The organism is Sphingobium sp. LB126, from assembly GCF_002795205.1.
Taxonomy (GTDB): domain Bacteria; phylum Pseudomonadota; class Alphaproteobacteria; order Sphingomonadales; family Sphingomonadaceae; genus Sphingobium; species Sphingobium chungbukense.
Genome location: NZ_NETV01000001.1, coordinates 280,786 through 306,735 on the forward strand (window position 1 = coordinate 280,786; position 25,950 = coordinate 306,735).

The 25,950-nt window shown below is 63.1% G+C and carries 18 protein-coding genes; 13 read left to right on the forward strand and 5 right to left on the reverse strand.

The annotated features are described in order from the left end of the window. Nucleotides 1-10: 10 nt before the first annotated feature. The 12 genes from CAF53_RS01345 (at nt 11) to CAF53_RS01400 (ending at nt 10,241) form a co-directional block, all read left to right on the forward strand. Entirely contained in the window at nt 11-472 is a 462-nt protein-coding gene (locus CAF53_RS01345) for a CopG family transcriptional regulator (protein ID WP_100237038.1), read from the forward strand. A 146-nt stretch (nt 473-618) separates the two neighbouring features. After that, nucleotides 619-1,611 (forward strand): P-type conjugative transfer ATPase TrbB, encoded by a 993-nt coding sequence (gene trbB, locus CAF53_RS01350; protein WP_035746328.1) that lies wholly within the window; start codon nt 619-621, stop codon nt 1,609-1,611. Further along, the gene (locus CAF53_RS01355) at nt 1,608-1,940 is read left to right on the forward strand and encodes a TrbC/VirB2 family protein (RefSeq protein ID WP_009450539.1); all 333 of its coding nucleotides are present in this window, start codon (nt 1,608-1,610) and stop codon (nt 1,938-1,940) included. The genes trbB and CAF53_RS01355 overlap by 4 nt, the downstream gene beginning before the upstream one ends. Then, nucleotides 1,940-2,221 (forward strand): VirB3 family type IV secretion system protein, encoded by a 282-nt coding sequence (locus CAF53_RS01360; RefSeq protein ID WP_100237039.1) that lies wholly within the window; start codon nt 1,940-1,942, stop codon nt 2,219-2,221. Before CAF53_RS01355 ends, CAF53_RS01360 begins: the two co-directional genes overlap by 1 nt. 10 nt (nt 2,222-2,231) lie before the next feature. Next, nucleotides 2,232-4,739, forward strand: coding sequence for a conjugal transfer protein TrbE (gene trbE / locus CAF53_RS01365; RefSeq protein WP_100237040.1), 2,508 nt, complete (start codon nt 2,232-2,234; stop codon nt 4,737-4,739). Then, entirely contained in the window at nt 4,736-5,518 is a 783-nt protein-coding gene (gene trbJ, locus CAF53_RS01370) for a P-type conjugative transfer protein TrbJ (protein WP_009450535.1), read from the forward strand. Before trbE ends, trbJ begins: the two co-directional genes overlap by 4 nt. 20 nt (nt 5,519-5,538) lie before the next feature. Beyond that, entirely contained in the window at nt 5,539-5,826 is a 288-nt protein-coding gene (gene trbK-alt, locus CAF53_RS01375; RefSeq protein WP_100237041.1) for a putative entry exclusion protein TrbK-alt, read from the forward strand. Between the two features lie 3 nt (nt 5,827-5,829). Further along, nucleotides 5,830-7,191 (forward strand): P-type conjugative transfer protein TrbL, encoded by a 1,362-nt coding sequence (gene trbL, locus CAF53_RS01380; protein WP_015740168.1) that lies wholly within the window; start codon nt 5,830-5,832, stop codon nt 7,189-7,191. After that, nucleotides 7,188-7,877, forward strand: coding sequence for a conjugal transfer protein TrbF (trbF, locus tag CAF53_RS01385; RefSeq protein WP_100237042.1), 690 nt, complete (start codon nt 7,188-7,190; stop codon nt 7,875-7,877). The genes trbL and trbF overlap by 4 nt, the downstream gene beginning before the upstream one ends. Continuing rightward, complete coding sequence (trbG, locus tag CAF53_RS01390) at nt 7,874-8,887, forward strand: P-type conjugative transfer protein TrbG (protein WP_038148831.1); 1,014 nt, start codon at nt 7,874-7,876, stop codon at nt 8,885-8,887. The genes trbF and trbG overlap by 4 nt, the downstream gene beginning before the upstream one ends. Continuing rightward, entirely contained in the window at nt 8,884-10,017 is a 1,134-nt protein-coding gene (locus CAF53_RS01395) for a TrbI/VirB10 family protein (RefSeq protein WP_038148828.1), read from the forward strand. The genes trbG and CAF53_RS01395 overlap by 4 nt, the downstream gene beginning before the upstream one ends. Before the next feature lie 2 nt (nt 10,018-10,019). Then, nucleotides 10,020-10,241 carry a DUF2274 domain-containing protein gene (locus CAF53_RS01400; RefSeq protein WP_038148826.1) on the forward strand — a complete coding sequence of 74 codons (222 nt, stop codon included), beginning with the start codon at nt 10,020-10,022 and terminating at the stop codon, nt 10,239-10,241. On the opposite strand, the gene CAF53_RS01405 is transcribed toward CAF53_RS01400, so the two are convergent. Next, nucleotides 10,236-10,865, reverse strand: coding sequence for a TetR/AcrR family transcriptional regulator (locus CAF53_RS01405; protein ID WP_100237043.1), 630 nt, complete (start codon nt 10,863-10,865; stop codon nt 10,236-10,238). The genes CAF53_RS01400 and CAF53_RS01405 overlap by 6 nt on opposite strands. A 207-nt stretch (nt 10,866-11,072) precedes the next feature. On the opposite strand from CAF53_RS01405, the gene CAF53_RS01410 reads away from it, so the two are divergent. Further along, nucleotides 11,073-12,044, forward strand: a complete 972-nt coding sequence (locus tag CAF53_RS01410) for a LysR family transcriptional regulator (protein WP_038148823.1) — start codon at nt 11,073-11,075, stop codon at nt 12,042-12,044. Between the two features lie 60 nt (nt 12,045-12,104). On the opposite strand, the gene CAF53_RS01415 is transcribed toward CAF53_RS01410, so the two are convergent. Genes CAF53_RS01415 through CAF53_RS01430 form a run of 4 tightly spaced genes read right to left on the reverse strand, consistent with a single transcriptional unit; the run spans nt 12,105 to nt 25,932 of the window. Further along, entirely contained in the window at nt 12,105-15,401 is a 3,297-nt protein-coding gene (locus CAF53_RS01415; protein ID WP_100237044.1) for a DUF499 domain-containing protein, read from the reverse strand. Between the two features lie 13 nt (nt 15,402-15,414). Beyond that, nucleotides 15,415-18,219 carry a DUF1156 domain-containing protein gene (locus tag CAF53_RS01420; RefSeq protein ID WP_100237045.1) on the reverse strand — a complete coding sequence of 935 codons (2,805 nt, stop codon included), beginning with the start codon at nt 18,217-18,219 and terminating at the stop codon, nt 15,415-15,417. Continuing rightward, entirely contained in the window at nt 18,203-22,432 is a 4,230-nt protein-coding gene (locus CAF53_RS01425; protein ID WP_100237046.1) for an ATPase, read from the reverse strand. The genes CAF53_RS01420 and CAF53_RS01425 overlap by 17 nt, the downstream gene beginning before the upstream one ends. Beyond that, the gene (locus CAF53_RS01430) at nt 22,429-25,932 is read right to left on the reverse strand and encodes a DUF3883 domain-containing protein (RefSeq protein WP_100237047.1); all 3,504 of its coding nucleotides are present in this window, start codon (nt 25,930-25,932) and stop codon (nt 22,429-22,431) included. Before CAF53_RS01430 ends, CAF53_RS01425 begins: the two co-directional genes overlap by 4 nt. Nucleotides 25,933-25,950: the final 18 nt, after the last annotated feature.

Here is a 25,950-nt window from a genome sequence, read left to right on the forward strand (position 1 = left end):
GAAGACAGGCATGACGAGCCGCACCCGCATGAACGTCTACTTCTCCCCGGATCTGCTGAAGCAGGTCGAAGGCCTGGCGCTGCGCCGCAATGTTTCCAAATCCGCAGTGATCGAGGCGGCGGTCGCATCCTTCCTGTCCGGTGACACGACCGAACGGCTGGAAGCCGCAATGTCGCGACGCCTGGACAAGCTTGGCCGCCAGTTCGACATGCTGGACGAAGATGTCGCCATCCTCGGCGAGACGCTTTCGCTGTTCGTACAATTCTGGCTCACCATGACGCCGCCGCTGTCAGATAGCGCGAAACAGTCGGCACGCATCAAGGGCAACGAGCGCTTCGAAGGCTTCATGCAGACGCTGGGCAAGCGCTTGGCTTCCGGCGATAGATTCCTGAAAGAGTTGTCGCGGGATATCGATTCGCTTCACGATTTTTCGTCACAAGGCCAGTCCGAAGCGGATGGAAACCAGCTCTGAACTTTCGATCCATCCTATTTACCGTCCTGCGCCGCCGATGCCCGCACACGCGTAAACATCTGTTGAAACGGCCCTAAATCAGGTTCTTTTAATCGACCCCAATCCGGGGTCCGTCTTTTGCGCGTCCCGCCATGAACGGGGCCGCCATGACCGCATCACATCAGAAACCCGAGACGATTGCGCGTGGTGCGCGGATGCTGCGCACCGCGCTCGGTACATCGATTGCCCGGTTTCTGGAAGATCCAGCTGTGGTCGAGGTGATGCTGAATCCCGATGGCCGCATCTGGGTGGATCGGCTCTCCGAAGGGCTGGCCGATACGGGGGAGAGGCTGTCGGCTGCCGATGGCGAGCGGATCGTCAGGCTGGTCGCCCATCATGTCGGCGCCGAGGTTCATGCCCGCAATCCGCGTGTGTCGGCTGAACTGCCCGAGACCGGAGAGCGCTTCGAAGGGTTGCTGCCGCCTGTCGTCACGGCGCCGACCTTTGCCATCCGCAAGCCTGCCGTCGCGGTGTTCACGCTCGACGACTATGTAAACGCCGGGATCATGACCAGTGCTCAGGCCGAGGTGCTGCGCCTGAACGTCGCCACGCGCGCCAATATCCTTGTCGCGGGCGGCACCTCGACCGGAAAAACCACGCTGACCAACGCGCTGCTGGCAGAAGTCGCCAAGACTTCGGACCGCGTCGTGATCATTGAAGACACGCGCGAACTGCAATGCGCCGCGCCCAATCTGGTCGCGATGCGCACCAAAGATGGCGTGGCGACGCTCTCCGATCTGGTGCGTTCGTCGCTACGCCTGCGCCCGGATCGCATCCCGGTCGGCGAGGTGCGCGGGTCCGAAGCTCTCGACCTCCTTAAAGCCTGGGGCACCGGCCATCCGGGCGGGATCGGCACCATCCATGCCGGTTCCGGCATTGGCGCGCTGCGACGCCTCGAACAGCTCATCCAGGAAGCCGTCATCACCGTCCCGCGCGCCCTGATTGCCGAGACAATCGACCTCGTCGCCGTTCTTGCCGGACGCGGCTCTTCCCGCCGGCTGGTCGAACTCGCCCGCGTCGATGGGCTGGGGCCGGACGGCGATTACGCCATCACGCATCCCATCACTTTGGCAACCACCCCGAAAGGAAACCCTTCATGATCCGCACGATTTCACGCGGCTGCCGCATCATGGCAACCGCCGCTGCCACTGTTTCCATCAGTCTGATGCTGGCGCCTGCCGCACACGCCTCCGGCTCCTCCATGCCCTGGGAGGCCCCGCTTCAGTCGATCCTCCAGTCGATCGAGGGTCCTGTCGCCAAGATCATCGCCGTCATCGTCATCATCGCCACCGGCCTGGCGCTGGCCTTCGGTGATACCTCCGGCGGCTTCCGCCGCCTGATCCAGATCGTCTTCGGCCTGTCCATCGCCTTCGCCGCGTCGAGCTTCTTCCTTTCGTTCTTCTCGTTCGGCGGCGGGGCGCTCATCTGATGGCGGGTGGCCTCGAACAGCTCGACGCGGTGCCGGGCTTCTCCATCCCGGTTCACCGGGCGCTGACCGAGCATATCCTGCTCGGCGGCGCACCGCGCTCCATCGCCATCGTCAACGGAACGCTGGCCGGGGCCGTCGGCCTCGGCCTTCGTCTCTGGCTGGTTGGCCTTGCGATCTGGGCAGTCGGTCATTTCCTCGCGGTATGGGCTGCCAAACGCGATCCGCTTTTTGTCGAGGTGGGCCGCAGGCACCTGCGCATACCCGGTCATCTGTCAGTGTGAGGGCGCGGCCATGATGAACCTCACCGAATATCGCCGCACCTCCGCTCGGCTTTCCGACTATCTGCCATGGGCAGCCCTGGTCGGCCCCGGCATTGTTCTGAACAAGGATGGCAGCTTCCAGAGGACGGCAAAGTTTCGTGGGCCGGATCTGGATTCTGCTGTCGCCGCCGAACTTGTCGCGGTCGCCGGTCGGATCAACAACGCCGTCCGCCGTCTGGGTTCGGGCTGGTCGATCTTCGTCGAGGCACAACGCTCCGAGGCTGCGACCTATCCCGATAGCAAGTTTCCAGATGCGGCTTCCGCACTAGTCGATGCTGAGCGCAAAGCCGGGTTCGAGGAAGCGGGCACACATTTCGTGTCAGGCTACTTCCTGACCTTCCTCTGGCTGCCACCCGCCGAAGATGCGGCTCGCGCCGAGACCTGGCTCTACGAGGGCCGTGAGCAATCCGGCGTCAATCCATGGGAGCTGATGCGCGGCTTCATCGACCGCACCGACCGCGTGCTGGCGCTGCTCGACGGCTTCATGCCCGAATGCCACTGGATCGATGACGCGGGCACGCTGACCTATCTCCATTCCACGATTTCCACGAACCGCCATCGTGTTCGCGTGCCCGAAGTGCCCATGCACCTCGATGCGCTGCTGGCCGATCAGCCGCTGACTGGCGGGTTGGAACCGCGCCTTGGTGACAAGCATCTGCGCGTCCTGACCATTATCGGCTTTCCGACAGCGACCACGCCCGGCCTGCTCGACGAGATGAACCGGCTCGCGTTCCCGTATCGCTGGTCCACCCGCGCCATCCTGATGGACAAGACGGACGCGACGAAACTCCTCACCAAAATCCGCCGTCAATGGTTCGCCAAGAGAAAATCCATCGCCGCGATCCTCAAGGAGGTGATGACCAACGAGCAATCGGCGCTGGTGGACACCGATGCGTCCAACAAGGCGCTCGATGCCGACATGGCCTTGCAGGAACTGGGCGCTGACGTCGCCGGCATGGCCTATGTCACAGCAACCGTCACCGTCTGGGACGCCGACCCCCGTATCGCCGACGAGAAGCTGCGTCTGGTCGAGAAGATCATTCAGGGCCGTGACTTCACGGCCATGCCGGAAACTGTCAATGCCGTCGATGCCTGGCTAGGCTCGATCCCCGGACATGCCTACGCCAATGTCCGGCAGCCGCCGATCTCGACGCTCAACCTCGCCCACATGATCCCTCTATCGGCCGTGTGGGCGGGGCCGGAACGGAACGAACATCTCGGAGCGCCCCCCTTGCTGTACGGCAAGACCGAAGGTTCGACTCCGTTCCGGCTTTCCCTTCATGTCGGCGACGTGGGCCATACCCTCGTCGTCGGCCCGACCGGCGCGGGCAAGTCCGTGCTGCTGGCGCTGATGGCGCTGCAATTTCGCCGCTATGATCGCAGCCAGATTTTCGCTTTCGATTTCGGGGGATCGATCCGGGCATCCGCGCTCGCCATGGGTGGCGACTGGCATGATCTCGGCGGTGGATTGACCGAGGGATCGGAGGTTTCCGTTTCCCTGCAACCGCTGGCGCGGATCGATGATGCCTATGAACGGTCATGGGCCGCTGACTGGATCGCCGCGATCCTGATGCGTGAAGGCATGATCATCACGCCGGAGGTGAAGGAGCACATCTGGACGGCGCTGACATCGCTGGCATCCGCCCCGGCGGGGGAACGGACCATCACCGGCCTTGCCGTGCTGCTGCAATCCAACGATCTGAAACAGGCGTTGCGCCCTTACTGCATTGGCGGCGCCTATGGCCGGTTGCTCGACGCCGAGGCCGAACATCTCGGATCAGCCGATGTACAGGCCTTCGAGATCGAGGGGCTGGTCGGCACTGGGGCTGCGCCTGCCGTCCTGTCCTATCTGTTTCATCGGATCGGCGACCGGCTCGACGGTCGGCCAACCCTGCTCATCATCGACGAAGGCTGGCTGGCGCTCGATGACGAGGGGTTCGCCAACCAGCTGCGCGAATGGCTGAAGACACTCAGGAAGAAGAACGCTTCCGTCATCTTCGCCACGCAATCGCTCTCGGACATTGACGGCAGCAATATCGCGCCCGCCATCATCGAAAGCTGCCCGACGCGGCTGCTTCTCCCGAATGAACGCGCCATCGAGCCGCAGATCACGGCAATCTACCGCCGCTTCGGCCTCAATGACCGGCAAATCGAGATCCTCGCGCGGGCCACGCCAAAGCGGGACTATTACTGCCAATCGCGGCGCGGCAATCGCCTGTTCGAGCTTGGCCTCAGCGAAGTCGGCCTCGCGCTCTGCGCCGCATCATCCAAATCCGATCAGACCCGTATCGCCGAACTCGTCGCCGAGCATGGGCAGGACGGTTTTCTCGCGGCCTGGCTGCGCCATCGCGGCGTCGAATGGGCCGTCGATCTGATCCCGAACCTCACAAATCTTGTCGAACGGACAGAGCCCGCTCGGCCGGTCGCGCCAGACCAAATCCATCCAGATGACAGCCAAGAAAAGGAGACCCTGCCATGATCCGTATCCCCGTTTCCCGATATGTCAGTGCATCCGTGCTGGCGCTGACGCTCGCCATGCCTGTTGCACTGTCGCCCATGCTGGCAAGCCCCGCTCACGCTTTTGGCTTCGGCCGCATCGTCTATGATCCGACCAACTATGCGCAGAACCTTCTGACTGCCGCACGTACGCTGGAGCAGATCAACCACCAGATCACCTCGCTTCAGAATGAAGCGCAGATGCTCATCAATCAGGCGAAGAATCTCGCCAGTCTGCCATATTCCTCGCTCCAGACTTTGCAGCAGAATGTCCAGCGCACGCAGCAGCTTCTGGCCCAGGCGCAGAACATTGCCTTCGACGTGCAGAACGTCGATCAAATGTTCCAACAGAAATACGGCAAGGTTTCGCTGTCCGCGACCGACGCCCAGCTCGTCGCCGATGCGCGGTCCCGCTGGCAGAATACGGTCGGCGGTTTGCAGGACGCCATGCGCGTGCAGGCTGGTGTCGTCGGAAATATCGACACCAACCGCGCTGAAATGTCCGCCCTTGTCGGGCAGAGCCAGAACGCCACCGGCGCGTTACAGGCGACACAGGCGGGCAATCAGCTTCTCGCGCTCCAGTCGCAGCAGCTTTCCGACCTGATCGCGCTGATGTCCGCCAATGGTCGCTCCGAAGCCCTGATCGAAGCCGAGCGTGCCACCGCCGCCGAACAAGGCCGCATCCAGCGCGAGCGCTTTCTGACGCCGGGATCGGGCTATCAGCCCGGCAATGCCCGGATGTTCGGCAACGGCAACAACTGACCGGACAGGAGGGGCGCGACATGGACGGCAAGATGCTGGCACGGCTGGGCGCGATCATATTCGTGGCCATCGCCATCACCGCCACGGTGATCGAAATGACCCGCGAGGATGAACCGGCGCAGAACCGTCCGGCGCCATCGCTTCAGCCCTCTGCCGATCCGCTGCGCCAGAGCCTGCGCCACTGCCAGCAGTTAGGCGAGGCCGCCGTGAACGATCCCGGCTGCCTCGCCACCTGGGCCGAGAACCGCGACCGGTTCCTCGGCCGGACGCCGGTGCCCGCCGCTCCGCATCAGAACGGGGGACAGTGAACCATGGGCGGCACCGGCGTCATCGACAATTTCCTGGGCGTCTTCACCAGCTATATCGACAGCGGCTTCGGCCTGCTCGGTGGCGAGGTCGCCTTCATCGCCACCACGCTAATCGTCATCGACGTGACGCTGGCCGCACTCTTCTGGTCCTGGGGCGCCGATGACGACATCATCGCACGCCTCGTCAAGAAGACGCTCTTCGTCGGCGTCTTCGCATACCTGATCGGCAACTGGAACAATCTCGCCCAGATCATCTTCGACAGCTTCGCCGGTCTTGGCCTGAAAGGTTCGGGCACCAGCTTTTCCGCCGCTGATCTGCTGCGGCCCGGCAAGGTGGCGCAGACTGGCCTCGATGCCGGTCGCCCGCTGCTCGAATCCATCTCGGACATGATGGGTTATTGGTCGTTTTTCGAGAACTTCATCCAGATCGCTTGCCTGATGTTCGCCTGGGCGCTGGTACTGCTGGCCTTCTTCATTCTCGCCGTGCAGCTCTTCGTCACGCTGATCGAGTTCAAGCTGACCACGCTGGCGGGCTTTGTCCTCATTCCCTTCGGCCTCTTCGGCAAGACCGCCTTCATGGCCGAGCGCGTTCTTGGCAATGTCGTCTCCTCCGGCATCAAGGTGCTGGTGCTCGCCGTCATCATCGGCATCGGCTCGACATTGTTCTCGCAGTTTACGGCCGGTTTCGGCGGCGTGACGCCGACCATCGACGACGCCATGGCGATCGTGCTGGCCGCACTTTCCCTTCTCGGCCTCGGCATCTTCGGTCCCGGCATCGCTTCCGGTCTGGTTTCTGGCGGCCCGCAGCTTGGCGCAGGTGCAGCAGTTGGAACCGGTCTCGCCGCTGGCGGCATGATGCTTGCTGGCGGCGCTGCCGCAGGCATGGCCGCGAAGGGAGGGGCAGCGGCGCTGTCGGGTGGAGCTGCTGCCGTCCGTGGCGGTGCTGCTGCCGCAGGTGCGGCGAGCGCCGCCTATAGTGTCGGATCGCTCGGCCAGTCAGGGGCTGCCGGTGTTGCCTCCGGCCTCGGCGGTGTTGCCCGCGCGGCAGGCTCAGCCGCAGCATCGCCCCTGAAGCGGACGGCATCGAAAGCAGCGGAAAGCGCCAAATCCAGCTTCTCCGATGGCGCGCGCGCCGGGCTCGGCGTCACCGGTGGATCGTCCTCGCAGGGAACCATTGGTGGTGCGAGCGTGGCCGGTGCCGCACCCGCCTCCGCACCGGCGGGCGGACCGCCTGCATGGGCGCAGCAGATGCACCGCCGCCAGGCGCTCAATCACGGCACGACCATGGCCGCCCATGCCGTCCGCTCCGGTGACAGCCACGGCGGCGGCTCTTCCGTCAACATTTCCGAAAGTGACCGCTCATGAACATCTTCAGACGTCCAGCGACCCATTACGGCAAATCGCCCGAACCCGAGACGCCTTACCAGAAAGCCGCACAAGTCTGGGACGAGCGCATCGGCTCGGCTCGCGTGCAGGCCAAGAACTGGCGCTATATGGCCTTCGGCTCGCTGATCCTCTCGGCGGGCTTCGCTGCCGCGCTGGTTCTGCAATCGGCGCGAGGGACCGTCGTGCCCTGGGTGGTGCAGGTCGATAATCTCGGCCAAGCCCAGACCGTCGCCGCAGCCACCGCCGATTACCGTCCGACCGATCCGCAGATCGCCTTCCATCTTGGCCGTTTCATCGAGCAGACGCGCTCGATCCCGGCGGATGCCATCATCGTGCGCCAGAACTGGCTGCGCGCCTATGAGTTCGCCACTGATAGGGGAGCGGCCGCGCTCAACGACTATGCCCGCGCCAACGATCCGTTCACCCGTGTCGGCCGCCAGCAGATCGCAGTCGAGGTTTCCAGCGTCATACGCGCCTCGAACGACAGCTTCCGCGTCGCCTGGACCGAGCGTCACTATGAGAACGGGCAGCTTTCCAGGACCGAGCGCTGGACCGCGATCCTGACCATCGTGATCCAGACGCCGCGCGATGCCGAGCGTCTGCGCGCCAATCCGCTCGGCATCTACGTCAATGCAATTTCATGGTCGCGGGAGATGAGCCAATGACCATCGCGTCTTCCCGCAATTCCGCCTTGCCGGTTTTCCGTAAACCCGCCTTCGCGGCTTTGTTGCTTTCGGCCACCATGCTCGCCGGCTGCGCCACCAACAAAGCGCCGCAGTTCAGCTATGATGCCGATGTGCCGGCGTTGCCCGTCGTGCCGACCGCTGTCACGGATGACCGGCCTCGGCCGCTTCACACGCCGCCGGCCTGGACGGTCGCACGCGGCGGCACTGCTGCCGGAACACCGGCAGGCCGCGTCGAGAACGCCAATGCCGCCGCCCGCGTCGAGCCGCGCCGCGAGGGTTACTATAACGCCATCCAGATCTATCCCTGGTCGGAAGGCGCGCTCTATCAGGTCTATGCAGCACCAGGACAGATCACCAATGTAGCGCTGGAGCCGGGCGAAAGCCTGACCGGCGCGGGACCAATCGCGGCGGGAGACACCGCCCGCTGGATCATTGGCGATACCGAGAGCGGGAGCGGTACGTCGCGCCGGGTCCATATTCTCGTCAAACCATCCCGATCCGACATCTCAACCAATCTCGTGGTGACGACCGATCGGCGCACCTACATGATCGAGCTGCGCGCCCGTGAGGCGCTCTACATGCCGTCCGTATCCTGGTCTTATCCGGCGCTGCCTGCCGGTCAGCGCCAGACCGTTCCGGCAGCACCCATCATCCCGGTCGAGGCGGCACGCAACTATCGTTACAGCCTGACTGGAGATACGCCGCCATGGCGGCCGATTTCCGTCTTCGATGATGGCCGCCGTGTCTATGTCGTTTTCCCGCGCGGCATCGTGCAGGGAGAGATGCCACCGATTTTCGTCATCGGTTCCGAGGGCGAGACCCAGATCGTCAATTCCCGTGTTCACCAGAACATCTTGATCGTCGATCGGCTGTTCGGAGCGGCTGAGCTGCGTCTTGGTAGCGGCAAGCAGCAGCAGACGGTCAGGATCGTTCGCATCGAGCAAAGACAAGCTGCCCAGCCCGCTAAAGCCGGAGAGCAACCGTCATGAGTGAAGAGGCTACCACCAACCCAACGCCGATGCGTCTGCGTGCCGAGCCGCCGCGCGTCACGCGCCTGTCGCGCAAGATGCTGGCCGGTGCCGGAGCTGTTGCGCTCCTCGGCATCGGCGGGGCGCTGATCTATGCGCTCCAGACGCGCGATATGAGCGGAAACGGTGAAGAACTCTATTCGACCGAGAACCGCGCCACGGCAGATGGACTGGCAGGTCTGCCGAAGGATTATACCGGGCCGGTCCTGGGGCCGGCATTGCCGGGCGATCTCGGTGGCCCGATCCTGGATGCCCAGAACCGGGGTCAGCCCGTCACGCCGCCCGCCATGGCGACGCCTGCCCGCGATCCTGCCGAAGAGCGCCGGCTTGCCGAGGAAGAAGCCGCACGTCTTAGCACCGTGTTCTTCCAGTCCGGGCCAAGAGTGGCGACGACAGCTGGCTCAACGATTCCGGGGCTTGTGGGGCCGGACCTTGGTGCCCAACCTGAAACGCAGGACCGGCACACAGCTTTCCTCAATGGTCCTGTGGATCGGCAGACCGTTGCCATGGATCGGATCATGGCGCCTGCCTCGCCCTACATCCTGCAGGCCGGGGCAGTGATTCCGGCGGCGATGATTACCGGCATCCGCTCTGATCTGCCGGGGCAGATCACCGCGCAGGTGACGGAGAATGTCTATGATAGTCCGACCGGCAGTCTGCTGCTGATCCCGCAAGGAACCCGCATCATCGGCCAGTATGATGCGGGCGTGCAATTCGGTCAGCGCCGCGTGCTGCTGGTCTGGAACCGCCTGATCCTGCCCAACGGCCGCTCCATCGTGCTGGAGCGCCAGCCCGGTGCGGACGCTTCCGGCAATGCCGGGCTGGAAGATGGCGTTGATTACCACTGGTGGGATCTGATGAAAGCGGCGGGGCTGTCCACGCTGCTCGGCATCGGCACGGAACTGGCGACCGACGACGAGGATCGCCTGATCCGCGCCATCCGCGACGGAGCGCAGGATACCATCAATCAGGCCGGGCAACAGATCGTCCAGCGCCAGTTGCAGGTCGCGCCGACCCTGACGATCCGGCCGGGCTACCCGGTCAGGGTCATCGTTACCCGCGATCTCGTACTCGAACCTTACAGGAACTGACCATGACGAAGCTGAAACTCGGCCCCCTCATCGAAGACAAGCCCGTGAAGGTGACGGTGGAACTGCCGGGGCCGCTGCACCGCGATCTTGCCGCCTATGCCGAAGTGCTGGCTCGCGAAACCGGCCAGCCCGCTGCCGATCCTGTCAGGCTGATTGTGCCGATGCTGGAACGGTTCATTGCGACAGATCGGGGCTTTGCCAGCGCCAGAAGATCTCGCTCATGAGGTGCCGCGCGAGTCATGGCGCGTCGCGGCGATGATTTCCATCAACGTATCGACGGCCTTTCGTGTCGCATCCCATTTGGCGGACTGGTCCATTTCCCGGTTCTGAAGGGTGAGGCTCACCGCGCCGTGTACCGTTGACCAGAACATGAAGCTGTAGCGGCTCAGATCCATGCCGGGCAAAAAGCCTTGGCCCTGAGAGCAGCGAAGTCCCGTCAGCAATAGATTTAGTATCTGTCTTCCAGCTTCGCCCGACCATGGATCATCGCTGACTCCGAGCCGTGGCGGCGGTGTGAACATCAGCCGGTACAGCGTGGGGTTTTCCAGGGCAAAGCGGACATAGGCATAGCTGCCATCACGCAAATAGCCGAATGGATTGCCGCGCATCTGCTGGAAGACGGCCAGCTTTTCTCTGTAGAGCTGGTTGAAACCTTCGTCCCGAACGGCGCGCAATAAGGCGCTTTTGTTGCGGAAATGGCCGTAAAGCGCTGGCGCTGTGCATCCGATGGCATGCGCGACCGCAGTCAGCGGTACGTCGAGGTCGCCACGCTCCGACAGCAGCCGGATCGTTGCGTCGATTGTACGACGAGCAATATCAAGTTCTTGCTCTTTCCGGGGACGGGCCATTCCGATGCCTGTTGCAACTTGTCGTGAAAACTAAACGACATTTACTTTTTTCGTTGACGGGCCGGAAGTCAAGAAGCAGCATTCGGTAACTGAACGTCGTTTAGTTTGAGGATGTGCGGAGAGCCGATGAACGCACATAGATCGATTTTCGCGTTGATGATGGCGGGGTGCCCGTCAGAAACCGAACGCTGTTTCGGATGATGCACCATGGCTGTGATCGGGAACAATCAGACCTCGCCTGATGATAGCCTCACGAAGGTCGTTGAGGGGAAACCTGGCACATCTGCGGTCCGGCTGAACCAGTTGCGATATTTTGTTGCCGCCGTCGATTATGGGAGTTTTCGCAAGGCTGCTGCCGCGCTTTCGGTGCAGGAATCCTCCATCAGCCGACGAATCCGTGATCTCGAAGATGAACTCGGGGCGTCGCTTTTTATGCGAAATGCTGGCGGGGTGCGGTTGACCGTTGCCGGGCGGGAATTCCTGCGCAACGCTCGCCATGCTCTTCGCCAGATCGATATCGGGGTGACAAAGGTGGCAGCGGTTGGCCGGGCGGAGCAAGGGCTGATCAAGGTCGGGATATTCTCGTCCCTCGCATCCGGTTTTCTGTTCGATTTGCTTCGAGATTTTGGGTCACGCCATCCGAAGGTGCAGGTCGACATTATTGATGGAAATTCGCCCGAGCATGTCGCCGCTGTCCGCAAGCTTTATCTGGACGTCGCATTCATCACGGGAACGACAGCATGGGACGGATGCGAGACGGAGCATATGTGGTGCGAAAAGGTTTACGTGGTGCTGCCTGATGAACATCCTTTGGCGGGCAAGCCCGAACTTGGATGGGCCGATTTGGCTTCCGAGCGGTTCATCGTGAGCGATGTCGCGCCGGGACAAGAGATCCACGACTATTTGGTCGCTCACCTTGCTGGTCTCGGCCGCCACCTCGATATTCAGTCTCAGCAGGTCGGCCGCGACAATATCCTATCTCTGGTCGCTCTCGGTCGGGGCCTCACTCTGACGAGTGAAGCGACGACCGTCGCGCAGTTTCCGGGGGTCGTTTATCGGAAGCTTGCCGGTGAGGTGCTGCCGTTCAGCATGGTCTGGTCCGCGCAAAACGACAATCCAGCATGTCGGCGGTTATTAAGCTTGGCCCGGTCGATGGCGGGACCGGCCGGGAGAAAGTAGGATTTGTCGGCACATGCGATTGTGCCGACGTGTAAGGCTACCCCAAGTTGCGCCCATCGGCTATTCCAGCGACTTTTCGATGAAGCCGAGCGTATTGGCGTTCTCGACCAAGGTTCGCACCTTGGAGCGCTCGAGTCCTTCAGGCACTTCCGCCTCGATCTCGAGCCTGAGTTTCACCTGACTGCCCGGAAGCGTGGTGAGCTGTTCGACGATCGCCTCTACAATCTGGTGGATGTCCCGGGCCGGACGATCCGGCGAGATCATCACGGTGCCGGAAAACCGCGTCGGCTTCTTTTCCGGCGCAGGCGTGGTCGGCGCGTCGTCCATTGGCGGCCCATCGGGCGCCGGCGTGCCACCACCCGGCCCCGAGGCTGTGTCGCCCGATCCAGGCTGCACCGGCGCCGGGCGGTGGGCTTCGGCCACCTCCGGTGTCACGATGACGCTGTCGCTGTCGATCACGACCGCGGCGCTGGCCGCCCGCTCGATCGCCAGCCCCAGATAGGTGCCGGCCCCCTCCTCCCATCGCTCGGCATAGGCGAACGGACCGGGCAGCATGCCACTCACCGCCGCCTGCACCGCCTTGACCAGTACGTCCTGGCCCTTGAGACGCGGCAGGTAGATGTAGCGGTTGAGATATTCCCGCAGGTCCTTGAGCGACAAATGCGGCTTGTCGTTCCAGATGTATTTCTGCAGGTCACGGTCGAGGCGCGACGGCCCCAATTCCGTCAGCAGGCCCTCCTCGGCCACCAGCTTCTTGCTCGCCCGGGCCAGCAGCCCGTCCTGCGCCGGAATCTTGCCCGACACCCATTCCCAATCCGCCTGTGCGCTTTCCTGGGCGGGATAGTGCAGATAGCACCACGCCTCTTTCAGGCGCGTCTTCATCGTCTCGTTCGCCTCGACCAGCTTCGCCTTGGCCAGCGCACTGTCGCTCTGGGTGAGGTTCAGCCGCTCGGTGTCGCGCACGATCTCGCCCCACGCCAGGGACGCGCGCACGGCGTCTTTCAGATGATCGAGCTGGCGGGCCTCCGCAGCGATGAACACCAGCATGTTGCGGTAGACGCGCGGCGTGCTGCCGCGCTGAGTGAGGATGTCCTTCGCCTCGACCAGCGCGTCCGAACCGTCGCGCCCGTTATGCGAATGCTGGACCCCCAGCACAACGACACGCACGCCGCCCGCCTCATCGGGGACTTCGGCTGACGAGGCCGGCGCGACCTGAACCGCGTCGAAATGCCCGCGATCGGCAAGCCCGTTCACGTATTTTCCGAGTTCGCTGTCGATCATCACATCGACCAGTGCCGCCTCGATCTGCGCCGCCTTGTCCGCTGCGATACGGTTAAGGCTCGCCGACATCGAGTACCAATAGCGGCCCAGATCGGCGTGCATGAACTTGGCCTGATTGGTCAGCCGGCGCAGCGCATCGCCGAAGATCGCCGGACGCTCGCCCGGCTGCACGACACCGAGATTGATCTGTTTGTCGTCGAGTCCGGTGTTCTGCTGCTGATGCGTCGGCGCCGTACCCATGAAGATCGCGCGGGCGACGCGGCGCGTCGCCGAATAGCGGTTAAGGTTGGGCGCCGATTGATCGACCTTGTACGGGGTGGAGGCCGTGCCATCGACGTCGCCGGCGATAATCGACTGCCAGGTCACGTCGAGATAATGGAGCAGTTCCGGCTCCACGCGCGGCGAACTCACCGCCACGCTGCCCGGCATGATCATCACTGACGGGTCTGCGTTCATCCAAAGTTCGTGGATCGCCTGCGCCATCAGGCGCAGGACGCCGCGCGTGCGCTGGAACTTCTCAAGCGAACCCCAGCTCGTATAGAGCTGGTCGAACAGCTCGGGATGGATCGGATAGGCCTTCTCCAGCTTGCGCCGATAATCCTCATCCGCGCAGCCTTGCGGGAAATCGTTGGCGTTTTCCCGGTACAGCTTGGCGAACTGCTTCAGCGTGTTGTCGCGATGATGGAACTTGTCGCCGGGGATTTCCTTGAACAGCCGCCGCCGGACGATCTCATAGCTCTCTTCCTGGCTCGCCGGCCGCCACGAGGATTCCACGCGGCTGAAGGTCTGCTTGAGGCGCGCGAGCGCCTCCTGGCCGCCTTCGCCGCCCACCTCGATCTGAGACGCCGGCAAGGAGGCGACCAGCAGCGTGCCGGGGCTGGCCTTAACCGCCTCGGTCAGCGACTGAACGAACGACAGGTTCGCATCGAACGAGCCGGACGGCAGGCCCTCGACCTTGTATATCTGGCGCAGATAGGCGACCCATTCATCGATCAGGATCAGGCACGGCGCATATTTCTTGAAGAGCGCCTCCAGAAGGTTGGAGCCTGGCGCAATGCCGCTGGCGTCATTTTCCGCCACCATGGCGAAGGCGTCTGCGCCGCCGAGCTGCCAGGCGAGTTCGCCCCAGGTCGTGCGGATCTTCAGGTCGCCTTCCGCGTGGAGCACGTCCTGCGGTCCTCGCGACGTGCCGACCAGGACCGCCCGATTGACGGCCTTCGGCACGGTCAGGCCGAGCTTGTCCAGCAACTGATCGAGGCCCGACAGGTCCTGCACCGGCGTCGGCCCGGCCATGTGATAGAGGGCCAGCATCGAGTGGGTCTTGCCGCCGCCGAAGTTGGTCTGCAGCTCGACGACCGGATCGCCCCCGCTGCCGGACAGCCGCTTGGCCGCGCCGATCAGCAGCGTGCTCAACCCTTCCGTCAGATAGGTGCGGCTGAAGAACTGGCGCGGATCGCGATATTCCGGCGGCGCGCTTCCCGAATGCACCTTGGCGAGGTCGGCCGCGAACTCTGCCTGCTGGAACTCACCGGTGGCGACATCCTGATGCGGCTCGACCACCTCGCGCCACGGCAAGAGGCCGGCCACGGTATCGACCGAAATTTCGAGGCGCTGGGTCTTCCGGCGTTCCTCATTGCGCGCCAGCTCGGTGAACTTGGTGCGCAGGATGGTGTCGCGCATCTTGCCGAGCTGCTCGGCCGTTTCCCCCGCGCTGATCGCCTCCATCAGCCGACGCATGGAATCGAGCGCGCGCTCGGCGTCGTCATAGGTGAAAGTCTCATTGTGCGACAGCTTGTTGCGCACGTCGCCCAGTTCGTTGACCAGCGAGCGCTCCGCACGGCCAAGAACGGTCTTGAACGCTTCAGCCCAGAACCGATCCATCGCGTTGAACAGCGCGGCCTGATCCCAGCCGACCTCGCCGTTGCTGTTCGGGCGCAGGTTCGGCAGCTTCTCCAGAACCTGGACCTGCCAGTGCCCCTTGAGGGAGGTCTCCAGCCTCTTTTCGACGAAGGGGATCAGCGCCGACGGCAGCAGCTCCATCCCCTCAAACACATATTGGCGCGTACTTTTTGCCACGTCCCGTTCCCCCTTAAATATCCAACCGGATCTGACGATCGCCGCTTGTGTCGTGAATGGCCGCCGCGGCCTTTGTCAGCTCGGTCCAGTCGGCGATCAGGGCGTTGTAAGCCGTGGCCTCCTTGGCATCCTTCCGCTTGTTAGCGCTGATGTCGTAAAGGCAGTAGGCGAGATCCTTCACGGCCTCGGCCTGGGTGTTGATCTTCTTCATCAGGACGGCGGTGTCGTGGGAGATGCCGTCCTTCTCGTGCAGGCGGACCAGGTGCTGGAGGCATTCCCACACCGTCAGGTGGCCATCACTTTCCGGCTCCCAATCCCCGGCGAGTTCGTCGCGAGAGAGAATACGGACCTTGCCGGCGGCGCTTTCGACGATACCGGCGTGCTTGACGCTATCGACAGAGATACCGCGCGCGGTGGCGATGCTGTTGGCCGTACCGTATTCGCCCTTGCCCATGCCATTCTGCTCAAACCAGGTGATGGCGAACCGCGTGTCCGCGTCGAACTCGCCCTGGATGCCGCCGAGATATTCATCCAGTTCCCGGTTGATGAGCTGAAGTGCAGTTTTCACGCTCATCGGGCTGTCGTCGGATTCCAGCACGGCCTTGTAGCGCGAGAACACACCCATCCCGGGGCCGATGGCCGACTGCGGCATGTCTGCCGGCGCAATATTGGCAGCCTGAAGCTCGGCGATCGCCGGCGGCAGCTCGCGTTTCAAAGCACGGATGAATTCGGCACGTGAGATGATTTCGGCCGTGGCTTCCTTCTTTCGGCACACGAGAACGACCGAATTGGCGAGGGCGTTGGTGCCCTTGGCGATCAGCCGCCCGGGGCTTTCGGTACGAATGGGCCATGTGCCGAGCACAGAAAAACCAGCGGAAATAACCGCTTGCAGAAAGGTGGACCAGCCCGTTGAGCTGATTCCTTCCTGCTCAACTTCACTTTGCTTGAAAGCATAGTAGATCGTGGCGGGAAAATCTGCGGCCGTTCCGTCAGCCATTCTTCCAATTGCCGCCGTCATTCCTTCAAGGAAAAACTTCTCCGCTGCATCCGCACCGCCGTGCCGATAAGGGGTCGCAACCAATTCTTCAGTTTTCGGCGTCGCCAAAACACCGAAAATCGATGGATAGATTTCTTTTAGACTAGGCTTGAGCCAGCAAAAGAAAAAATCTGAAAGGTCTGCGTATCCGATGTTGTCATAATAGGGCGGATCGGATGAAATTACTGTTCCAGCCTCATAAATCACTTCCCCAGCATTAACTTGTTTAACAGATCCAATTCCTGACGCGGGGAAATCTGCAATTGCCCTGCTGATCTTATCGACCGGCGTCGACCAATTCCCCCCTGAGTTCGAGAAGAAGTTGACTTCAGCATAATCCCAGACCATCGGAATCGCTTGGCGAGCAAAGGTTTCGCGCAGGGCTCCTCGATCGCTCATCCAGCTTGTCACGGTTGAGCCGAGGTTTGTTAATTTCGAGATCGCGAAAGCCAAATATACACTCACCGCCTCCGCATATGCCTTTGCACCATCACCACCATCACGCAGCGGGGCCGTGTTGGAGGATTTGCTTGCAGCCGACGCATCAACCTCGACCTGCGCACGCACCTCATGCACTAGGCTGCTAAAGGTATTCAGGGCCACCAACTGACGATCAGTGAATAGATCACCGAAGGTCGTGAGTCCGTAGTCTACCGTCCAGAAATTGCGAGGATCGTTCGGCAGGCTGGCCTCGGGCTTCCACGCAGGCTTTGCCGACAAGGCCAGCGTTCTGTGCATATCCGTAGGTGCAACATAAGCACGGGTGCGATGGCCTTCGGCGACGATCGCGATCAGTGTCTGGCCCATTTTACCAGCGCGTCCGTTGCTCTTCACATAGTCAGGGGTGATGGCGGTATCCGACATAAGGCATCGGAAATTCGCGCCACGACCCGCCTTGGTCCCTTCCTTAGCCGCGGCGATCTCGGCTTTGGTTCCGCCATGCCTAATCCGATAGGAAATGGTCTTGGCCTGCTTATCGACCATAGGCTCGACCCAAGCCTCCTTGCCGGTCTTGGTGCTGAGCAGGAAGCTTGAAGCGATCGGCACCTGGACGTTGGCAAACGCAGGATCGGGACTAGGCACCGTTCGCGCCCAGATCCAGGCAACTACTGTCGCTTGGCCGCCACCATATTCCTTGGACAGCTCCACCTGCGGATATAGATTCCCGATGCGCTCCCACGCCTTCTCGCGCATCCACTCGCCATAATATTTGACGTCCTCGGCGAGCCCCTCGGCGTTGCGGTAGAATTGCCGGTCCTTCGCGCCCGGATGGATGGGCTGCTTGTCCTTGAACCTCGGTGGGATCTCGATCATCGCCTTGCCGATCATCACCGCGACCGGGTTCAGGTCGGACCCATAAGCGGGCAGACCGAGGCGTTGCGCCTCCAGCGGGATCGAACCGCCGCCCGAGAACGGATCATAGACCGGCGGCAGCTCGCCGCCGCAGCTCTTGCGGATCTCGGCGCGGGCGCGTTCCAGCACTTCCTCGTTGGTCGAGTTCTCCCACACCACAAGTTCCTCAATGATGCCGAACAGGCGCTTGCGTTCGGCCTCCTGCGCTTCGGGCGTGGGGAATTTCCCGGGGTCGCTCGACGGATCATCGACAAGCTGGGCGAACAGCACCGCGCGGCACGCCGCCAGTGGCCGCCGCGCCCACCACATATGCAGCGTGGACGGATGCCCATGCCGGATGGACTTTTCGCGTGCGGAGGCGGCGTTGATCGCTTCAAGCGGGATCGCAACCTCAATCAATTTCTTCTTGGTGTTAGTCGTCGAGGTCATAAACCAGCCTGTAGGTTGCGGGATGGATGGTCAGTTCGCCGCCGTCGCGCAGGGCGCGCAGGCGGGCGCCCGTCATCTCGACGGGACCACCCTCCGGGTTGATAAGAATGAAGGAATAGAGGTCCGGCTTCTGGTCGAGCAGCCCCCAGAGATCGGCCTCGAGCTGGAGCGGTTCGTGCTCCAGACAATGGTCCTTGGGATAATAATGCCGCAGAACCTCGCCGCCTGCCGAGCGGCGCTCCCACGGAAAACGTGTCCCGTTGGCGCGACCGATCCAGCTCCCGTCCGCATGGAAAAAACGGTCCTCGCCGTCAGCCTTGTAGCCTTCAGCCAACGCAAACCGCGCCATGACACTGGGGCGTGGCGGCTTCGGCGCGACGCGGGGCCTGCTCGCCATCTCCGTCTCGATCAGCTCTCGATCCGGTTCCACGGTTGGCGAGACGGGCTCAGGCTGCGACGCCGGCTCATCTTCGTCCGCCAGGCGGAGATCATCCGCATCCGCGGGCTCGGCATCACCGCGTTCGTCTTCCGCGACCTGGTCGACGCCATCATCATCGCCAGGCTTGGCAGGGAGTTGGACTTCGACGATCGGAGCGGCGGCGATGTGCTGGGGACCGAGCGTGAAATTCTCCTCGAGATATTCTTTGATATCCTCAGGCGAGCGCTCGAACGCATAGGCGAGCGCTGCGCGAATGTCCGCGCTCAGAGGCCTGCCGATCTCTTCCGGCACCCGCTTGGCAAGCTTGGCCTTGGATAACGGGCTGACAAACAGTTTGCGCTCGAGCCACAGAATATCGGTGAGACGCGCGGTCCCCGCCGGGACGCCATCGAGATAGGGTACAACCTCCAGCTTGGGTGTCTGGACCCAGATCGTCGCCGCGATCGCTTCCGCCAACGCCCGCACACGCTCGGTCTCGACCGCATCGGCAAGCTCAATCCGCCCGAGCTGGGTTCCGAAGGCCGTGAGCCAGGCGCGGTGATCGTCCATGCCGGCCAACAGCGACGGCTGGTGGAAGCGTTCTTCGACAAGGTCCGACAAGGCCGGCAACGCCGAGAACGGCGGCGCCTGCAGAATCTCGCCCGACAGTCGCTGAAAATCAGCGGTCTTGCGCTTGATCCATTCGTGCAGATGGCTCCACCGGAACAGGGTCTGCATGCTCAGCCCATAGCCGAGCGTCTCGATCGGCGCCCACTCGCCCACGAGGTTCAGCCAGTGCGCGCACTCTTCCCAGATGCGGGTCGGGTATCGGACCAACAGGGTGCGAACCCGCCGGGCGTCGTCGGTCGACAGCACCTTGCCCGAGGCCAGCGTCCCGAGCCATTGCAACGCCAGGTCCGCCGATGGGCGATCGGCGACGCCGATACGATGCCACAGACTGAGATCGAGCACGGACCCGCGCACGACCGCTGCGCCAGGAACATCCCCCTCGTCCCCCGCCAGGAAGACGCCGACTGACGTCACCCACGTGCCGTCCTGGGCGAGGATCAGTTTCTCCGCCTTGAAGGCGGTTCTGATGTTCTGCGCGTCGGCAGTCGAGCAGCCGTCGAGCAGCTGGTCGAGCCGACGATACCATTTCTCAACCTCATGGGCCGGAGCCTTGTCGGATTTCGCCAGGGCGCGCAGCCGGTCGAGCAAACGTCCGGGGCCGCTCGGCGTGCTGCGGACCCCGAGAAGATCGAGCAAGGGGCGCGTCGTCTCCCGGTCGAGCAGCCCATTCACAAAGGGCTCGACGTCGATCAAGGCTTCTGTCTCAGGCGTCCGGCGCACCAGGTCGGCCGGAAGCTGGATCATGTTGCGCGTGTCGGGAAGGCAGGGTTTTGCGCGCAGCTTCATCAACCAGTCCGCCAGCAGGCGTTCTGATGTGACCGATCGCGTTGAGCCCGTGGTCGCGACCTGCGACATGCGAGCGCTGACGGCGCGCGACCAATAGGCGTCGCGCTGATCCAGGATCTTGCCGGCGATCTTGGCCCAGATGCCGGCGTCCGCCTTCGACAACGCCTCCCAATGCCGCCAATAATCGGACGAGAAGTCCCAGTCCTCAATGACGAACTGGTTGGTGACATAGGGATAGTAGAGCGCGCCGCGCGCACCGCGCGCCTGCGCCTCCGCGGTAAGTTGCTGCCGACCATAGGCGCTCTGGCGCTTCTGAACGAGCGGCGCGAATGTCAAAAGCCCCGCACGACCGGACGACACCCAGCGGAGCCAATCTTCGCGCGAGCAGGATTTGAAGCTTGCTACATAGTCGCCGTGCAAAAGCTGCGCCGCCCGCACCGTCTCGGGCAGCAGCTCTTCCAGCGCGCCATTCTCATCAAACAGAACGCCCTTGCCGATCGGCCGAAGCGTCCGATCGGCGCAGGCATAGCGGAAGGATTCCCCAACGGTGACGCCGAGCTTGGCCGCGATCTGAGCGAGCTGGACGCACTCGGCCAGCTTCGGCTGCCCCGAGCCGAAATAGTCGGCGGCGACGCGTTCGATCACGGCATTGACGTCACTCGTGCCGTCGAGACCGATCTCTTCCAGCACCGCGAAAGCCGCCTCGATCGGGTCGTTGCGACCTTCTCCCTCCGCCTTGTCACGGCGCTGTTCGGCGAGGAACCGGGTCCAGTTCTGGTTAAGCACGATCAGATGGCTGGCGAGGAACTCCCAGTCTTCCTCAGATTGAAGCAGCTTCTTCTCGCCAAGCCGAACGATCTCCGAGGCCGCGTAGAGCACGTCCTTGCCCTGAACCGGCACAATCCGCAGGCTGTCGGTGTCATGGCACTGCCAGCCCGTCACCTCGGGCGCGATATAGGCCCACAGGTTCAATAGATGCCGCCAGGTCGAGGGCCGAGGGAGGTGGTGGCTCCGCAGGCGTGTCAGCAGATCGGACTTCGAGAACTCCTCGACCAGCCCCCAATGGACCAGCTTGGTCCGATCCCTGGACGAGACATGCTGGCACAGGGCGGGACGGGCCGTGGCGTCGAGCAACGCCATTGCTTGGTCAGCCGGCCAGATGTCGAATATCGGCTGCGGAACGGTGACGGCGCCCCTGGCGGCGACAAGCTGTCCCTCTTCGGTCAGCAACAGCGAGCGACCATCGATCGCCGCGTCAAACGCCAGCTCGACGATCGCACCACACGCCCCCTCGAGCGTCGTCGCTTCCCGGTCAACCTCGGGAAGCAGGCCATAGGCGTCCGCCCGATCCTGCGCGCTGGCGCCGGCCTTCTCCAGCCACTCCATCATCGCGCTTGCGGCGAGTTCGCCGGCCCGGTTCAGAAGCCAGCGATTGGTCGGCGAGGTTTCCGGATCCTTGATCTTGAGACGCGCCGGGTCCTGGATGAAGGGCGCATTACAAGCGAAGGGAAGCGCCGTTTCAACCCCGGTCGGCAGCACGACATAGAGTCTGCCCTTCGCGCCCAGCACGATCTCGACCCGGCAGGGCGGGAAATCACTACTGTCTTCAGCGCCCAGCATCCGCTCCTTACGGATCTCGTCGAGCGCCTCGTCCGGAAAGGCTTCCTCGCCCGATCGCACCAACAGGAAGGGATCGTCCGCCTTCTCATCGAGGGCCATCCATTCGCTCCCTGCGATGGGGCCGGGTCCAAGGCTCTGCCAATGCACCTCGCTCTCGCCGATCCGCAAGCGTCGGATTGTCTTGAAGAAGAGCAGTGAAACCGGGCTCTTCAACCATTCATCGAGGTTCTTTTCGACCTCCCGCCGCAACCGCGCATCGGCGATCGCCACTTCAACGCGCGTGACGCCCGACGTCAGATTGCGGCCGTCGATCCAATGCGGCTGGGTGAACCGTGCGCGCTCGAAGGCGACCGCCAGAGTCGGCGTGACAAGCTCGACACGATCGCCCAGGCTGAAGGTGCTCTTGAACCCGATCCCTCGAAACCCGATCGTGTGAAGGGCCCGCTTGTTGGAATAACCGAAGCGGCAGATCGAGGCGAAGTGGGCCTCGATGAAATCATCGCCATTGTGCTCGAACACGAAGCGCTCATTCTCGATCGACACACAGGCTTCGCTGGCGCCGGCATCGTCGGCGTTCTGGAGCAACTCAGAGAGGATATGGCGAGGGCTCTGGACCTGCTTGAAAAGCTGGTGCCAAGGCCCTGCAAGTTCAGGATCAGCCTCAAGCTGATCCCATCGCTTGGTGGCGCGGTCCTGGATCGGCTGGAAATAGTCGGGCCACGCGACCGGCGCCGTCGCCATCTGGGAGGTCGCGGTCATAACGGCGCCTCTGCGCGCTCCAGCAAGCGCCGCAGATCGAACTGGATCGCCGTTTCGAGGAACGACGGTTCCCGCTCCACAAGCGGACCGCGCACGTAACGAGGCGCCTGAGCGACGTCGGCGTTGACGGAGACGATCGCCAGGATGAACTTCTCCGGCTCATGCAGGGAGGTGATGACCTCCTGCCGCGTAACCATCACGCTGTCCGCGCCGTCGATGCGACCCTTGACCTCGATGAAGCGCAGATGCCCCGACCTCGGATCGTGAGAAGCGATGTCGTAGCCGATCTTCTGGGCCGAAACATCGGCCGGCACATTGCCCAGCGCCCGCTCCGCGGCCATGACCGCTTCCATCGCCGCAAGCTCGATCCGTCGGCGCGCGGCGGGATCTTCGGCGAAGTGGTTCGGGCTGCCTGGCGCCTGACGCGCTTCGAGCAGGCCCCGCGGAATGACGACCATGCCGCCCCGCACGCGCGGCGGCTGCGATGAGATGAACCGCTCGCGCTCAAGCTGGTCCATTCGGCGCTTCTGCCGTTCCGCCAGATCTTCCGCCCGGCGTTGGGCGTTCTGCCAGTTCACTCGCGTCTTCTTGCCGGCGCGCTCTTCCTCCTTCAGCTCGAAGGCGCGCGCGTCCCAGTAGTTGATCTCCTTCTTGAGCCGCGCGCGAACTTCCTGCTCGACCTTTTCGATCTCGGGCAAACGCCGCGCCTTGACCTCGCCGACATGCCCCTGGGCCAGCTCGACCGTCGCAAACCGGATCGCAGCCTTTTCCAGATCCGTGGTCAACCAACTCTCATGCAGAAGCTCGCGGACGCTTTCGACCTCCTCCGGCGTCGCTGGCCGCAGATTCAAATGCGGCGCGATGCCCGCATTGACAGTATTGCCGGCCTTGTCGATGGCGGCGAACTGCAATCGCTGCGAAATCACATGCGGCTTGCCGGCGCTGGTCACACGCCCGTCCTGGACGCTGTGCTCCAGCAGGAAGATCGCCGACAGCGCGTCACCGGCATCGGTGTCGTCCACCAGGATCGCCCCCTGGCGCATGATCTGCTCATATTGCTCGCGGATCAGGCTGATCACGGCTTCGAGCAACGGATGGCCGGGGCAGACGAAGGCGGCGACCGGCTGCTGGTTGATCTTGTCCTTCTCGAAGCAGATCCGCTCATATTGCGTCTGGATCGGCGCGCCGGTCCCGATCTGGCGATCGCGCTCGCGAATGCGTACCGGCACATGGCTGATTTCCCAACGCCCTTCCTCTCGGCGCTTGATCCGGCCGCCCAGATGCTGGAACGCCTCGACAAAGAAGCTCTGGATATGGTGCGGCTGCAGGCGCAGCGCTTCGGCCCGCTCCATTTCGAGGCGCAGTTCCTCGACCCTGGCCTCCGGCATGGTGTCGTTGGTCAGCGCCCGGCGGCGCAGCAGTTCCAGCAGATGTCCCTGATCGACGGCGCCATCGACCTGCTGGAAGAGGCGCGCTTTGACGTCCTCCTGCTCGCCGTACTGGATCGCCTCGAACAGCAGATCCTTGAGCGCCACGCCGTCGAACAATTCGCCGAGCACGTCATAGACACGGCCGCCCAAGGCCTCGCGCGCCGCCTCAAGCTTTTCCAGCAGCCGCGCATAGACCTCGCCTTCGCGCGTATCGGCGGCGACGAGATTCCACAGATGACACACCTCGGCCTGGCCGATGCGATGGATACGGCCGAAGCGCTGTTCGATCTTGTTCGGGTTCCACGGCAGGTCATAGTTGACCATGAGGTGGCCACGCTGAAGGTTCACGCCTTCGCCCGCCGCATCGTTGGCGATGAGGACGAGCATGTCCTTGTCCTGCATGAAGCGCTCGACGACCTTGCGTCGCTCTTCGCGCGACACCCCGCCATGGATCACTTCGACGGCCTCGGGATTACCAAGCCGCGCCCGCACCTTGTCGAGCAGGTAGTGGAGCGTGTCCTTGGGCTCGGTAAAGATGATCAGCTTGCGGCGATGGCCTGCCGCATCGATCATGAGATCGTCGTCGAGGATACGATTGAGCTGGCTCCACTTTGTGTCCACGCCCGAGCGCAGCACGCCCAGCGCCATGCTTTCGAGACCCTTCAGCGTCTCGACTTCCAGGGCGAGTTGCTCGACCGTCTCGGCCGTCGTCGCGCCCGTCGAGATCAGATCCTCAAGCTCGTCGATCTCCTCCTGGCCATATTCCTCGATATTGCGCAGCATGTCAGCGTTGACCGCCGGTTCGCCCATGCCCGACCGGCGCCCCTTGGCGGCAAGGCGCGCCTCGCCCAGTTCGTTCTCGAGCCGTTCGCGCCGGCGCTTGAGCGACTGGTAGATGGCCGCCGGCGACGAGGCGAGACGCCGCTGGAGAATCTGCAAGGCGAAGCCGACATTGTTGCGCTTCTTCCCGTCGCCCTCGGCGAAGCGCTGCACCCGGTTCATCTCGGTGCGGACATATTCGGTGACGGCGGTGTAGAGCGCGGCCTCCCCTTCCGAGAGTTGATACTTGACCGTGCGCGCCCGCCGCTCGGGGAAGAGCGGTCGGCCATCGAACTTGAGCAGCTCCTCCTTGGTCAGTCGCCGCATCATGTCTTCGGTATCGGCATAGTGGACGCCGTCGCGGAACCGGCCTTCGAACCGGTCGCCGTCGAGCAGCGCCATGAAAAGCTGGAAGTCCTCTTCCTTGCCGTTATGCGGCGTCGCCGACATGAGCAGCAGATGCCGGCAGACCTGGCCGAGCTTCTGACCGACCTGATAGCGGCGCGTATATTTGACCTCGCCACCGAAATAGGTGGCCGACATGCGATGGGCTTCGTCGCAGATGATCAGGTCCCATTCGCGCGCGCTCATGAGCTTCTCCTGAAGCTCCTCGTTGCGCGCCAGCACATCGAGACGAACGATCAGCCGATCTCGGTCGCTGAACGGATTGCCCGACCGCGAGTTCTCGATCATGTCGCGAGAGAGAATGTCGAATTCGAGATTGAACTTCTGGCCGAGTTCGTCCTGCCACTGCTCGACCAGGCTGCCCGGCGCGACGACGAGACAGCGCTCAAGATCGCTGCGGGCGATCAGCTCCTTCATCAGCAGCCCGGCCATGATCGTCTTGCCGGCGCCGGGATCGTCGGCGAGGAGGAAACGCAACGGCTGACGCGGCAGCATTTCGCCATAAACGGCGGAGATCTGGTGCGGCAGCGGATCGACCAGGCTGGTGTGAATCGCCAGATACGGATCGAAATAGTGCGCGAGCTTGATGCGGTTGGCCTCTGTCACCAGTCGCAGCAAGGCGCCATCGGCGTCGAACGACCACGGCCGCCCGTTCTGCTCGACCTCAAGACGGTGCTCGTCGTCCCTATAAAGAACCGCCTCGGCGACCGCGCCATTGTGATCGCGGAAAACGACATTGACCGCCTGATCGCCGATCCAGTCGACCGAAATGACATGCACAGCCTGCGCCGAGGCCACGCCCCGCACGGATGCGCCGTTCTTTATGTCCTCAAGCCTTGCCGCCATCAGTCCGCGCGCCCCCCG